General features: G+C 40.4%; 15 protein-coding genes and 1 tRNA gene (1 of these 16 running past the window's edge). 4 read left to right on the top strand and 12 right to left on the bottom strand.

The genetic code is table 11. The features are described 5' to 3' along the window. From BFP97_RS18635 to BFP97_RS18615, 5 genes are all read right to left on the bottom strand, one after another. Window positions 1-412, bottom strand: the start of a protein-coding gene (locus tag BFP97_RS18635; RefSeq protein ID WP_083262662.1) for a RagB/SusD family nutrient uptake outer membrane protein. The gene continues 1,106 nt to the left of window position 1, outside the view; the window shows 412 of its 1,518 coding nt (coding positions 1-412); the start codon lies at window positions 410-412; the stop codon falls past the left edge of the window. Between the two features lie 90 nt (window positions 413-502). Next, a complete protein-coding gene (locus tag BFP97_RS18630; protein ID WP_069843866.1) occupies window positions 503-1,771 on the bottom strand; it encodes an adenylosuccinate synthase in 1,269 nt (422 codons plus the stop codon). Window positions 1,772-1,803: 32 nt separating this feature from the next. Beyond that, window positions 1,804-2,145 carry an STAS domain-containing protein gene (locus BFP97_RS18625; protein ID WP_069843865.1) on the bottom strand — a complete coding sequence of 114 codons (342 nt, stop codon included), beginning with the start codon at window positions 2,143-2,145 and terminating at the stop codon, window positions 1,804-1,806. A 1-nt stretch (window position 2,146) separates the two neighbouring features. Further along, a complete protein-coding gene (locus BFP97_RS18620; RefSeq protein ID WP_069843864.1) occupies window positions 2,147-2,617 on the bottom strand; it encodes a Fur family transcriptional regulator in 471 nt (156 codons plus the stop codon). Between the two features lie 47 nt (window positions 2,618-2,664). Beyond that, the gene (locus tag BFP97_RS18615; protein ID WP_069843863.1) at window positions 2,665-4,893 is read right to left on the bottom strand and encodes a RelA/SpoT family protein; all 2,229 of its coding nucleotides are present in this window, start codon (window positions 4,891-4,893) and stop codon (window positions 2,665-2,667) included. 110 nt (window positions 4,894-5,003) lie between these two features. Between BFP97_RS18615 and BFP97_RS18610 the strand changes: the two genes are divergently transcribed. The 4 genes from BFP97_RS18610 (at window position 5,004) to clpX (ending at window position 8,478) form a co-directional block, all read left to right on the top strand. After that, window positions 5,004-5,085 (top strand) — tRNA-Leu (locus BFP97_RS18610). A 65-nt stretch (window positions 5,086-5,150) separates the two neighbouring features. Continuing rightward, window positions 5,151-6,482: a trigger factor gene (gene tig / locus BFP97_RS18605; RefSeq protein ID WP_069843862.1), complete on the top strand. Its 1,332-nt coding sequence runs from the start codon at window positions 5,151-5,153 to the stop codon at window positions 6,480-6,482. Window positions 6,483-6,575: 93 nt separating this feature from the next. Then, complete coding sequence (locus BFP97_RS18600; protein ID WP_069843861.1) at window positions 6,576-7,244, top strand: ClpP family protease; 669 nt, start codon at window positions 6,576-6,578, stop codon at window positions 7,242-7,244. A 7-nt stretch (window positions 7,245-7,251) separates the two neighbouring features. Next, window positions 7,252-8,478, top strand: coding sequence for an ATP-dependent Clp protease ATP-binding subunit ClpX (gene clpX / locus BFP97_RS18595; RefSeq protein WP_069844392.1), 1,227 nt, complete (start codon window positions 7,252-7,254; stop codon window positions 8,476-8,478). 18 nt (window positions 8,479-8,496) lie between these two features. On the opposite strand, the gene BFP97_RS18590 is transcribed toward clpX, so the two are convergent. The 7 genes from BFP97_RS18590 to BFP97_RS18565 form a co-directional block, all read right to left on the bottom strand. Further along, entirely contained in the window at window positions 8,497-8,916 is a 420-nt protein-coding gene (locus BFP97_RS18590) for a 6-pyruvoyl trahydropterin synthase family protein (protein ID WP_069843860.1), read from the bottom strand. A 92-nt stretch (window positions 8,917-9,008) separates the two neighbouring features. Then, entirely contained in the window at window positions 9,009-9,401 is a 393-nt protein-coding gene (locus tag BFP97_RS18585) for an SxtJ family membrane protein (RefSeq protein ID WP_139135375.1), read from the bottom strand. Then, window positions 9,398-11,221, bottom strand: a complete 1,824-nt coding sequence (locus BFP97_RS18580) for a carbamoyltransferase (protein ID WP_069843859.1) — start codon at window positions 11,219-11,221, stop codon at window positions 9,398-9,400. The genes BFP97_RS18585 and BFP97_RS18580 overlap by 4 nt, the downstream gene beginning before the upstream one ends. Window positions 11,222-11,228: 7 nt before the next feature. After that, window positions 11,229-11,378, bottom strand: a complete 150-nt coding sequence (locus tag BFP97_RS20790) for a DUF5989 family protein (RefSeq protein ID WP_170827510.1) — start codon at window positions 11,376-11,378, stop codon at window positions 11,229-11,231. A gap of 4 nt (window positions 11,379-11,382) precedes the next feature. Continuing rightward, window positions 11,383-13,239, bottom strand: coding sequence for a hypothetical protein (locus BFP97_RS18575; protein ID WP_069843858.1), 1,857 nt, complete (start codon window positions 13,237-13,239; stop codon window positions 11,383-11,385). Then, window positions 13,239-13,772, bottom strand: coding sequence for a hypothetical protein (locus BFP97_RS18570; protein WP_069843857.1), 534 nt, complete (start codon window positions 13,770-13,772; stop codon window positions 13,239-13,241). Before BFP97_RS18570 ends, BFP97_RS18575 begins: the two co-directional genes overlap by 1 nt. Next, entirely contained in the window at window positions 13,765-14,202 is a 438-nt protein-coding gene (locus tag BFP97_RS18565) for a hypothetical protein (protein ID WP_139135374.1), read from the bottom strand. The genes BFP97_RS18570 and BFP97_RS18565 overlap by 8 nt, the downstream gene beginning before the upstream one ends.

Raw genomic sequence — 14,202 nt, 5'->3', positions numbered from 1 at the left:
TGGAGAGTAAATCATTCATTCTACCAATAACCTCATAGAGCCCATTCCAAGGTCCACTAATCATTTCAGCATAGGTATAATTCGCATCATTATTAAGTGCTACGCCATTGGGGTAAGGCGCAATATTTCGCATACCCCAGTTCCCCCAAGCAGAATAAAAGCCCAGACCCATGACTGATATTGGCATATTAGGCTGATTATGCTGGAGGGATGTCCAGAACAGCACATAGGTACTATCTACAAAACTTGAATACTCTTCAGGGTTGGCGAATTTTTCCGAATCCACAAAAGGATTTAGATCATCCGGTGAACTCTTGTTACAAGATTGAAAAGTGACCCCAAAGCCTAATAGCATCAATATGGCTAATAGCTTAGGGTTGAGACTAAAGTGTATTGTGCGCTTGTTTCCCATAGACGTGTCTTGATAGAATCTTATAAAAAACGTCTAATTATACGAAAAGCAACACTGGTCTTGTCCTTTCGGATAATCTCTAGTGAAGAATTAATTGATTATGGTTTGTGTCCTATCAGGGCCAACAGAAACGATCTTGATCGGTACACCTGTAGCTTCTTCGATATACTTGATATATGAAGAAAGTGCTACTGGCATGTCATCCATGCTTCTTACACCTGTGATGTCATCCTTCCATCCCGGAAGAGTATCATATATAGGTTCCACTTCTTCATCTAACAATTGGAATGGCATCTCTTCGGTAATTGTTCCATCGGAGAGTTTATATGCAGTACATACTTTAATCTCATCAAGAATTGAGAGCACGTCAGCCTTCATCATGAATAGCTGGGTTACACCATTAATCATAATGGCGTATTTCAATGCTGGTAAATCTAACCATCCGCACCTTCTCGCTCTACCGGTTGTTGCACCAAACTCGTTACCTTCTTTTTGAATGGCTTCACCAGTAGCATCAAACAGCTCGGTTGGGAATGGACCACCTCCAACTCTCGTGCAATAGGCCTTGAAGATGCCGAACACCTCACCAATATTTTGTGGGGCAACTCCCAAACCAGTACAAGCACCTGCCGTCATGGTATTTGAACTTGTCACATAAGGATAACTGCCAAAATCAATATCCAGTAGTGAGCCCTGAGCTCCTTCCGCTAAAACCGTGTCCTCAGAGTTTATACTCTTGTTAATCAAATATTCTGAATTGACCAGATTGAATCCTCTTACGAAATCAATGGCATCAAAGAAGGGCGCTTCGGCTTCAGCCAAGTCATATTCGAATTCATAATGCTTTAAAGTACGCTCGTGCTTGTTCACCAGATTACGATATCTCTCCTCGAACCCAGGTGCAAGAATATCTCCAACCCTCAAACCATTCCTAGCAATCTTATCCTGATAAGAAGGACCTATTCCTTTGAGAGTCGATCCAATTTTATCTTTCCCCTTTGACTTCTCATACGCTGCATCTAACAACTTGTGTGTTGGTAAGATGAGCTGAGTCTTCTTAGAGATGAAGAGGTTTGCTTTTAGGTTAATCTCAAACTTGGCTAAGCCTTCAATTTCTTTTTTGAAAACCACGGGATCAAGCACAACGCCATTACCAATAATATTCTTGATATTCTCTCTAAAAATCCCAGATGGTATTTGGTGTAACACGTGTTTGTGTCCATCAAACTCTAAAGTATGACCAGCGTTTGGTCCTCCCTGAAATCTTGCAACAACATTATATTTTGGAGCCAGGTAATCGACAACTTTTCCTTTGCCCTCATCACCCCATTGTAAACCTAAGAGTACGTCTACTTTCATCTATGATTTCTATTTACGTGCAAGCACGTGGATTATGATTTAAGTTCTTTGATTGCCTCCTCTACAGAGTCGGCTATTTTGAATATGGCTGTTAGCTTAGTGATGATCAAAAGCTTATTCACATGTTCTGAAGGTTTGACAATTACTACCTCCCCTTCATGATTTCTAAACTTGGTAAGTAGGGTAATCAAGACTCCGATTCCGCTACTGTTAATGTATTTGACATTTTCGATATCAATTAAGCACAAAACCAAGCCCTTGTTGATCGCTTCATTGGCTGTCTCCAAAATCCCGGAGCCCACTTCCTCTCCAATGAGATTCCCGTTCAAGGTGAGCACAAAAACTCCATCCTGATCTTTTGAGGTAAAATCCATGTCAGTCTATTTTGTCCTTTTTGTTAGCATTTCCTGTCCTTTTCTTTGCAAAAAGGTAAAGTGTATGGTGCATGATATCTATATCGAACATCTCTTCGAGTGTATTCTTTATATTTTGAATCCTTGGATCACAAAACTCAATTACCTCAGATGAATCAACCATTAGGATATGATCATGCTGCTTATAGCCATACGACTTCTCGTACTGAGCCATATTTTTTCCAAACTGATGTTTTGTAACCAGATCACATTCAACCAAAAGATCAAGCGTATTGTAAACCGTTGCTCTGGAGACACGATAATTCTTATTCTTCATGCTGATATAGAGTGATTCTACATCAAAATGACCATCTCTAGAATAAATCTCTTCAAGAATTGCAAAACGCTCAGGAGTCTTTCTCAGGGCTTTATTTTCTAAATAAGCCTTGAAAATCTCCTTTACTTCATCAAATACCTTTGTATTGAGCGACATGCATATTAGTTAGGCTGCAAATATAAGACTCTTTGCCATTAAAGGAATCAAGAATCGCCTTTCTCCTCGACCGATTCAAAACGAGTTACGCGCATGACACCTTGAACTTTTTCGAGCTTGGCAATGAGTTCATCTAAATGACTGGTGTTGTTGATGTAAACACGGATTTGGCCATCAAAAATACCGGTCTCTGTATCGATGATAATGGACCGCATATTTACCTTAAGTTCACTGGATATAATATCTGTAACATCACGCATTAGTCCCACTCGATCGGTCCCAATAATTCTAAGTCCAGCCAAGAAAGCATTTTGCTGCTCGGACTGCCATTTTGCCTTGACAATACGGTTTCCATGGTTGGATAAAAGTTTGGGAGCATTGGGGCAAGTCGTCCTGTGAATTTTGATTCCTTCATTCACGGTAACAAAACCAAATACATCGTCTCCAGGAATAGGGCTACAGCACTTTGCAAACTTATAATCCAAAATATCCAAGTCATCACCGATCAGCAGGATGTCAGTATCTGAAGATTTCATCTTAGAGAAATCATCAGAATACTCGAATGACTTGGTCTTGGCTCTGGTGGACTTCTGCTTTTCCGTTTTGAAATCTTTGAAATTCTTAATCCTTGATGGATCAATTATCCCCTTGCCTACCTTATAGTAAAAATCGGTCACCGTCTTTTCATCGAAATAGGCTCGTAATTGGTTAGCCACATCTCCATCAAAAGGAATCTTCATCTGCTTCAGCTTACGCTGAATGATTTCTTTTCCATCAAGGGCAGCCCGCTTTTTAGCCTCTTTTAAGGTGTCTTTTATCTTGGACTTTGCCTTGGAGGTAACGACAAAGCGGAGCCAGTCTTCATTTGGTCTTTGTTTGGAAGAAGTGAGAATTTCAATCTGATCTCCATTTCTTAACTCATAGTTGAGTGGAACCAGTCGATTATTAACCTTGGCGCCTAAACATTTGGCACCTACTTCAGTATGAATATCAAAAGCAAAGTCTAGCGATGTCGATCCACTTGGTAATATCTTCAAATCTCCTTTAGGCGTGAACACGAATACCTCTTCATTAAAAAGGTTAGCTCTGAAGTCATCGACAAACTCAATAGCATTAGTATCGTTTCCTTCTAGCATTTCACGGACTTTCTCCACCCATTGTTCTAAGCCCGATTCATGTGAGTCAGCCATACCATCCTTATACTTCCAATGGGCCGCATAGCCCTTCTCAGCAATCTCGTCCATTCGCTTGGTGCGTATCTGAACTTCTACCCATTTACCCTTGCGGCTCATGACGGTGGTATGAAGGGACTCATAGCCATTGGCTTTTGGCGTACTTACCCAATCTCTCAGTCGGTCAGGATTAGGCGTATAAAAGTCAGTTACAATGGAGTATACTTGCCAACAGGCCGCCTTCTCGTGATCATATGGTGTATCTACGATAATTCTTACTGCAAAAAGATCATACACCTCTTCAAAGGGTATGTCTTGCTTTTTCATCTTATTCCAGATGGAGTGGATGGACTTTGGCCTACCCTTGACTTCGAATTTGAGACCCGTCTTGATTACCTCATCCAAAATGGGGCTCATAAAACTTTTGATGAATCGTGTTCTTGAAGCTTTATTCTCTGCAATCTTGGAGACGATTTCCTGATAGATTTCAGGCTCCGAATATTTTAACCAAAGATCTTCCAGTTCAGACTTTATGGCATATAGACCGAGACGGTGAGCCAGTGGAGCATAAAGATATATGGTCTCAGAAATAATTTTGAGCTGCTTATGGCGGGGCATGCTACCGAGTGTGCGCATGTTATGCAAGCGATCGGCAAGTTTTACCAGAATTACTCGTACATCTTCCGACAGGGTAAGCAGCATCTTACGGAAGTTTTCGGCCTGTTGAGAACTTCCATGGTCGAAAACACCCGAGATTTTTGTAAGGCCGTCAATAATCTTGGCAACCTTTGGCCCGAAATCTTCCTCAATTTGATCAAGCTCTATATCTGTATCCTCTACTACGTCATGTAGGAGTGCCGCCACAATGGATGTGGTACCCAAACCAATTTCCTCCACACAAATTTGAGCCACAGCAAGCGGATGATAGATATAAGGTTCACCTGACTTCCTGCGCATTTCCTTATGCGCTTCAACGGAAGTATTAAATGCCTTCTTTATGAGCTTGGCATCATCATCTTTTAAGAACGGTTTGGCCTTTCTCAAAAGCCTTCGATATCTCCTAATAATCTCCTTTCTTTCTTCTTCTATATCGACCGCAATCATGTTGTAAAGTTATGGAGGAATTTGAGTGAATTTTTCAAAAATTTTTAGCGATTGTTGTGTTGATTTAAAAAGTAAATCATTTACCTTTGCAGTCCATTTTCAAAGTGCCTGCGGATGTGGCGAAATTGGTAGACGCACTAGACTTAGGATCTAGCGCCTCAGGGCATGGGGGTTCGAGTCCCTCCATCCGCACCGAAAGAACCCTCAGTCGAAAGATTTGAGGGTTTTTATTTATGTTGACATAAAACTGTAAAACATTGGATATCACGTTAGACAAAAAGGATTCGAATTTAGCCTCTATTAAAGTTAAATTAAACGAGGGTGATTATCAATCGAAAGTAGACGAAAAAATCAAAGATTACAGCAAGAAGGCTCAGATCAAAGGTTTCAGACCAGGTAAGGTGCCTCAAGGCGTAATACAGAAGATGTATGGCAAGTCTATCTTGATAGAGGAAATTAACCACATTGTTGGTCATGCCATTCAAGACTATATCAGAGACAATGAGTTGAAGATATTAGGCGAGCCTCTTCCTAACCAACAAAACATCGATTCGACTGATTGGGAAAATCAGGCTGAGTTTGAGTTTGAGTATAACATTGGCTTAGTAGATGACTTTAGCGTAGCCCTAGATAAGAAGGTAAAAGTGACTTCTTACGAGATTCAAGTGGACGACAAAGTTGTTGCAGAGACAATGGAGAATGTAAGAACTCAGTTTGGCAAAATGACCAACCCTGAAGTAAGTGAGGCTGGAGATATTCTATTTGGCACTTTTACTCAGGCTGATAGTGATTTCTCTCATGACACTACACTGGACCCTAGCGAATTGACAGCCGCAAATGCAAAGAAATTTGTAGGTAAGAAAAAGGGAGATTCAATTAAGGTTGACCTCGGAAAGCTATACAAAGACACTTCAAAACAGGCTGCTCAGTTGGGTAAGACTGCTGACGAAATTGAAGGCATGGACCTGAAATTCGACTTTGAGGTGAAAAACGTCAATAGAAAAGAGCTCGCAGATATTGATCAGGAGTTATTCGACAAGACTTTTGGACCTGACGTAGTTAAATCTGAAGATGAGTTCAAGGCAAAGATTATTGAGACTGTAAGTCAAAACTATGTAAGGGAGACTGACGCATGGTTAAATAAGACGATCCAGGATGAATTGATCAAAAAGACAAAAATCAGTCTTCCAGATGAGTTTTTGAAAGATTGGCTCAAGCTTTCAGGTGAAGGCAAGGTAACCGATGCGGATATCGCTAAGGAGTATGACATTTATGCCGATCAGCTAAGATGGAACCTTATTTCTGGTCAAGTAGCTAAGGATAATGAAATCAAGCCTGAGCATGACGATATTAAAGCAGCTACTCAGAAGATGATTGAAGCTCAATTCATGGGCTCAGGTCTTGGCCAATTTGGTGATCAAATGGACTCATTCGTTGAGAACTACCTACAAGGTGAAAACGGTCAGAATTACATGAAAATGGCTGAGCAAGTTCAACAAGAAAAAGTCTTAGATTTTGTAAAAGAAAACATCGAAATCAAGTCTAAAAAAGTAAGCCTTGACAAGTTCAAGGAAATAGTTGGGGCATAGCTCGAACTTCTATCCTATTTAATCTGTTAACAAAAAGTCCTTTCTCAAGAGGGCTTTTTTTTTAATTTTGTTGGATTAAGGTTTAAAAAACTAATGATTGACGGTAAAGAATTTAGAAAATATGCCATACACAACCAGGGGGTTAGTGGTTCGGCTATAGATGATTATACAAATCATATTGAAAACATGACGCGATCGGTGATCGAGGAAAGACCTACGCGTTTTGCGGAGATTGACGTATTTTCAAGATTGATTATGGACAGGATTATCTTCCTAGGAATGGGTGTTGACGATAATATCGCCAATATCATTACAGCGCAGCTGTTGTTCTTAGAATCAGTAGATCCTAATAGAGATATTGTAATGTACATCAACAGCCCAGGTGGGTCTGTTTACGCTGGTTTGGGTATGTATGATACCATGCAATTCGTAAAACCAGATGTGGCGACCATCTGTACTGGCATGGCTGCGTCCATGGGTGCTGTATTGCTTGCTGGAGGTGCGGCAAACAAAAGAGCTGCTTTAAAGCACTCTCGTATTATGATTCACCAACCAAGCGGTGGTATGCAGGGACAATCTCGAGATATGGAGATTACCTTAAAGCAGATGCAAGAGTTAAGGAAAGACCTTTATGAAATTCTTGCACACCATACTGGGCAGAAATATGATAAAATCGAAAATGATTCTGACCGGGATTATTGGATGAGATCTGCCGAGGCAAAGTCTTACGGTCTAATAGACGAAGTACTTGAAAGAAAATAAAACCAATATGGCCGAGGTGACTTGCTCATTTTGTGGGCGTAACAAGAAGGATGTAGATCTGATGATATCGGGTATACATGCTCATATATGCAATCACTGTATCACCCAGGCAAATCAGATTTTATCTGAAGAATTGAAGACTAAGACGTCAGAAGATTCTCCAAAATTCAACCTGATAAAGCCAATTGATATGAAAAAGTATCTTGACCAATATGTTGTTGGTCAGGATGAGGCCAAGAAAGTCATTTCGGTAGCAGTTTATAACCACTACAAGCGTCTGATTCAGAAGTCGGAGGCAGATGATATTGTGATTGAAAAGTCCAATATCATTATGGTAGGTGAAACAGGTACAGGTAAAACCTATATCGCTAAAACACTTGCCAAAATCTTGCAAATACCTTTCTGTATTGCTGATGCCACTGTACTTACAGAAGCCGGATATGTTGGTGAAGATGTAGAAAGTATTTTAACCAGATTACTCCAGGCAGCCAATTATGATGTTGAGTCAGCTGAAAGGGGAATAATCTATATCGATGAAATCGATAAGATTGCCAGAAAGTCAGACAACCCATCGATCACAAGAGACGTGAGTGGTGAGGGGGTTCAGCAGGCTTTATTGAAATTATTGGAAGGCACATCTGTGAATGTTCCGCCTCAAGGTGGAAGAAAGCATCCGGACCAGAAGATGATCTCAGTGAATACTGACAATATTCTTTTCATTTGTGGTGGTGCTTTTGACGGTATCGCTCGACACATCGCGAATAGGCTAAATACACAACCTCTTGGTTTTGCAGCCTCTAGTGATGAAGGACAAGATATCGACAGAGAAAATCTGCATCAGTATATCAACGCACAGGACTTGAAGGATTACGGTCTAATTCCAGAACTCATTGGCCGCTTGCCGATCGTTACGCACTTAAACCCTCTCAATACTGAAATCTTGAAGAGTATTCTTACTCAACCTAAGAATGCACTTACTAAACAGTATATCAAGTTATTTGAGATGGAGGAAAAGGAGTTAACCTTCAAAGATGATGCACTTGACTATATCGTTACTAAGGCGCTGGAGTTTAAGCTCGGAGCACGTGGACTTAGGTCAATTTGCGAAGCGATTATGACAGATGCTATGTTTGAGCTTCCGTCAGATGACGATACTAAGGTCTTGGAAATAGACGGGGCTTATGCCCAGGAAAAATTCGAGAAATCGAAATTCAAAAAATTAAAAGTGGCTTAAGCCACTTTTTTTATGTCTTTACTCTCCTAAATACTCAACAAAGTTTCTAGGTGTCTCATACAGTTTGAGTGAATGCAATTCACCATCATTGGCAAGCTCCTTTACTTTAGGGGCTAGGATTCTCCATATTTCCATCACCAATATCTCACAACTGGCCATTTTACCCTTCATGAAATCAACATCTAGGTTAAGGTTCTTATGGTCCAGTTTGTCGATCACTTCCTTGTTGATCAAAACTGACAATGCTTTTAAATCCACTACAAAACCTGTATCCGGATCGGGATTACCTTTCACTGTGGTGATCAGTTCAAAATTGTGACCATGCCAGTTCACATTTGCACACGGTCCAAATACTTCCTGATTCTTTTCTAAAGACCAGTTGGGATTGTACAGTTTATGTGCTGCGTTAAAATGTTCCTTTCTACTGACGTAAACCATGCCTGTTGACAATTAGGCTGCAAATATATTAAAATCTCAAACGCGTTGATCCAGAGATCGGCTAGAAATAATCATAGTTTAACTATTCAATACTACCAAGGCAGTTGAATATCTTCTTTACTAAAGGTCTTATTCCTTTTATCAAAGGCTGAACTGCTCTCGGTACTTGCTTTGAAGTTAGGGTTTGCTCCAAATAGTTTCTTCAACCAAGCAATCGGTGTAACTACAAGTATATAGACCAAGGTCAAAAGTATTGCTCCATTGATCTTCCCTAAAAGAAGCCCAAACTTCATCCAAACCAATGCTAGGTAATAAGCCACTTTTCCAAAAAGAGCAGATAGGACAGCAATACTCATTGTGGCAATTAGCAATCCGTCAGCATCCTTCTCTTTATAGACACTCAGGTAGAAATAAATGACAAGTAGGCCAGTAACTAAACCTAGGACTATGGCTTGCGATTTCTTCGTATCTAGCTTTTTAGTCATACCTCGGACGATTTAAGCATTAAATTATCTTCCATTACCAAGGCATCCATGTTAGTATTCATAAAACAATCGTATGCCTCTTGATGTGTACATACTATGGGTTGGTCCTTTACATTAAAACTGGTGTTAATAAGCAGGGAATACCCAGTTTTTGCCTTATACGTTTTTAAGAGCCTCCAAAGCCTATTGTTAGTCTTTTCATCCACTGTCTGAATGCGACAGGAATAATCAACATGGCTAATACCGGGAAAATCAGAGTTAATCCAATCACATTTTTCACGGATCGAAAGTGCTTCGAAATTTTCAGGCTTTGGTTTTTTGAGGCTTGGTATAATCTCACTGATAATGGCCATGTAAGGAGACGGCTCTTCCAGACAGAAGAACTCTTGTAAATCTTCCTCCAAAAGAATAACCGCAAAGGGTCTGAAGGATTCCCTGAACTTAATTTTCTGATTGATCACTCGCTGAATGTCAGGCTTTCTAGGGTCACCTAGAATACTGCGTGCACCCAGAGCTCGCGCCCCAAATTCCATTCTTCCCTGCATCCATCCTACCACTGCCCCATCAGTCAAGAGGTCGCATGTTTGGTAACAAAGAGCTTCAAAAGCTTCGAACGTCTGATAAGATTGGGCATTGGCATCAAGATATGCTCGAATTTGATGGTTTTGAGACTGAGGACCCAAAAAGGAAATATCGTTTTTCAGTTCCATGTTGCCCTTTTCAAAAGAATCGTTTTCAAGTGCATTTGTCAGCAAGGCCGCTCCCACCGCACTACCGGAATCTCCAACAGCCGGAGGGATATGGATATTCTTGAAGGTTGACTCCTTGATAAGCACACCATTTGCTGCACAATTGTACCCGACTCCTCCAGCTATACACAAATTGTCAAGACCAGTGACTTTCTTTGCTTCTTTTGCCAAAAGAAGAATCACATGTTCGGTAAAGTCCTGTGCGGCCAAGGCAAAATCGCAATGACTTTGGGTTAGCTCATCCCGCTCCCAACGTTGCGGCATTCCAAAAAGATCATTCCACAATTTGGAAGCTGTCATGCGCTTTCCCTCTAGGAATCTGAAATACTTAAGATTCAGACGAATCGACCCATCTTCAAATACTTTGACAAGAGTGGATTCGATCTTTTCTCTAGCATTCTTATAAATCTCTGATTCTCGATTACCGTAAGGTGCCAAACCCATCATTTTGTACTCACCATCATTGACTCTAAAGCCCAGAAATTGAGTGAAGGCCGAATATAGAAGACCTAGAGAGTGAGGATAACTCTGTTCTTGAATTGACTCGATTGATTTGCCATTGGCCCTATAAATCGCTGTTGTGGTCCACTCACCGACTCCATCAATGGTCAGAATAGCGCTTTCCTTAAATGGTGATGTAAAGTAGGCCCACGCAGCATGTGATAAATGGTGTTCGCTAAACGTGACTTTTAGATGATTGGTTTCGCCTAGGTCCAATGCCTTCAACTGATCATTAAGGTGCTTTCGAAAAAATACCTTTTCCTTGATCCAAGCTGGCATATACTTTACAAAAGCCGGAATCCCTTTCGGGGCAATGGCTAGAAAATTTTCGAGCACCCTCTCAAATTTCAGTAGTGGCTTCTCATAAAAAGCCACCTTACTGACCTGATTGAGATCTATCTGTGCATAATCAAGGCAGTACTGAATGGCCTTTGTGGGAAAAGAAGAATCATGCTTCTTCCGGCTAAACCTCTCTTCTTGAGCGGCTGCGATAATCTCACCATTCAAAAGAATGCAAGCTGCCGAATCATGGTAGAATGCTGAAATCCCAAGAATATACTGATTACTCATGAGCAGCCTAGAACATGCTATAGATAAATGGTGCAATTGCCGAACCCTCAACAAAAACGATTAGCACTCCTAATAACAGAAGGATGATAATGATTGGGGCCAGCCAGAGACGTTTTCTAGCGGCCATAAATCTTAATAGTTCTCTAAGGTTATTCATGCCTTCAAAGTGCAAAGTTCTTGTTGATAGCCTTAAGTTGCTCATTTTGAGGGATTAACTCAAGTAAAACTGTGTTTAGCTTTTTAGCTGACTCTAAGTTTCTGATGTATAGAAACGCTCCCAACGCACTGATGTACTTATCCGGCTCCGACTGGATGTCTTGACGGTCCAAATTATCTAAGTCGACCTTTGATATATCCGTAAGCGCTCTGACTGTAAACTCATTTTGGGGAAGCCTTTCTTGAGCAAAGATCTCTTGAGCCAATTGAATTCCAAGCTCATAATCACCCCAACTGATCAAATTACTCAGTCTCTTCTTTTTTAAATCTATAGTGACTTTTTCTTTTGGTAGCGATGATAAAAAAGCCTCCGTCTCAGCCCGATTTCCCAGTCTTAGATAGGCGTCAGCAACCATCACTATTGGTTGATCTTGATGAGGATATTCTTGGGCAAGGACTTTGGCAGTCTTAAGCGCCTCAGCTGGGTCTGTATTAAGCTGTCTAACGTAAGCCTGATTCATGGCTTGTACCCATGGAATCTGCCCATTGACAAGAAAATCAATCTCTGTTGGGTTTTCAACCTGCTCTGCAGTAACAACTTGATCCGTAAATGGCCAATTGTTCATTAATTTTTTGACAAGTTTGGTTCCAAAAAGGCTATCTACCTCGGAGATGACATAATCAAATTCTTCATCCGAATTTGGAGACGAAACCCATCCCTTCTGATCTAAATATACTTTTAGGGCCTCATAGAAAGTATCAGCAAATAGTCGAGCCCCCGAAAGGTTCACATGGACATGCTCAAGCAATAAGTCATTTCCAATAATCCCAAATTTACTCTCTGATTCAAATTTCTTTCGAGAATCGACTAGTACTGCACCATGTTCTTGGGCTAACTGACCGATTAGGTCCTCAACTCCAGATGGGGCTCTAAACTTAAGTAAGTCATTGTCTCTGGCTTCTATAAGCTTCGCTTTTGCTTCCGAAATATCTCCAGCTTCCAAGGCTTTTCTTCCTGCTTTAAATAGCCCAGAAGCATACTCGCTCTCGAATGGTTCAAAGTCCTTTAGATTACTCACCAGACTACTAATGAATACCGGGATACCTGCCTCCTTATACTTGGCAAGAACGCGAGATATATTAAACTCGTACTGGTCTAAGCCTGCCTGGTAGGCCTCAGAACCAAGTTCTATACTTGTATTCTGTACCATTTTAGCCATGAGTGATTGCTTATTGGGATCTTCAGAAGGAATATATGCTTTCCTAACCCAGTTTCTTATTAACTGAACTAGCCTCACATTTTTGAGCTTCAAGTAGGTGTTTGTGACTGCTGCCGTCTTGCCAATTGACTGACTAGATCCTACTCCAAGAGCTCCATAATATTCATTGTGTCCACTATATATAATAATGACGTCAGGTTTCTGCTCGATAATCTCATCTACAAAATCCAATATCGTGAAGCTATTGGTGGCTGCTAAGCTGGTATTTATTATCTCAATATGATAATCCGGATAGCTGTATTGAAGACGTTGTTCAAGGAGCCTAGGGAAAGAGCCACCGTGCTGATAAGGAAAGCCAGCAGATGTAGAAGCCCCTTGTACCACTACCCTTAGTGTTTTCTCAGGTTTCTCTTTCAAGAAGAGGTCATATTGACCTTTGGTGGCAAATTCTTCTACCGGAAAATATCTTTTTGATACTTCTGGGTTTAGTATTAGGTAGTTGCTATCAACTGTATCATCAATGAAGAGAGGGTATTCTTCCCCATAGTTCGCCAACCTCAGTACCAACTCTAATAGAACAAAGAAGAGTATTGGTACAAGAAGGGAGATAAATGTAAATACTCTCTTCTTTGATTTGCTCATTAATTCGACTTGGTGGCTTTGCTGATTTGAGCTTTATAATTTGAGCTGGTAGAAACTCTGATTGGCTTTCCATCCGTCCTTACAATTCTCATTTTACCCTGTGCCATCTGATAAAGATTAGTCTCATTCTTGTATGGCAATTGGAGAGAAGCTCCATCGATTTTGGCAAAATCATTCATCGCTGATAACAAATTCTGCGTCAGATCTCCTGGGCTGATTTGTGTCTCAGTAAACTGACCTTCGTCTACACAAACGTAATACCTAGTGCTAGGTAGAAAAAAGTGATCGTCAGAAGTATTTGCTTCGTTAACGGCTACATAATCATGAAAATATTCTAAGTCACACTCCCCATTAGTGGTGTCATTCTTTGCGTGAACAAGTCTCAGCCCGTCAATTTCTATCCATTCTCCTGGGTCAATATCTCCCCAAACTTGAATCTCAATTACATCTGACTCGATATACTTGGTTCTTTGACCACAGGCAGTAATCAAAAATAGTGAAGCAAAAAATGCAATTAATAAGTTCTTATTCATATCGTGTTTCCTTTTTTAAGGCTTTTTCACCACCTGGTTTGGTGAATATAAAATTCAGAAGGTTATATACATTACCCTTATTTTGAGAGAGAAACTTATCTAAATCAGACTTTAGCTGTCTCAAATCTCCATTAGCCTCTAATATATTTGTTCTATTGTTAATCTTTGCACTAAGTGTGGGATCACCCAATTCTTTCTGAGCAAATTTCACAAACCTGAGTCTGTTGCTTGCATTGAGTTTAAAGAGCTCTTGTTTAATGCCCTTTTTTGGTAGAGATACTGAATCAATTGGTGAAACTACATTAAGTCCGCCTCTCATCTTTAAGCTAGCATAAAAAAAGACCACACTATCTGCCTCTGCCTCTTTATTACTTTGTGCCTGAACAAGTGTCATTGAACATAGCAACAAAAGTGTCAATAATACTCTCAT

The sequence above is a fragment of the Roseivirga sp. 4D4 genome (genome assembly GCF_001747095.1).
GTDB lineage: Bacteria > Bacteroidota > Bacteroidia > Cytophagales > Cyclobacteriaceae > Roseivirga.
This window is presented reverse-complemented; position numbering and strand designations above follow the sequence as displayed.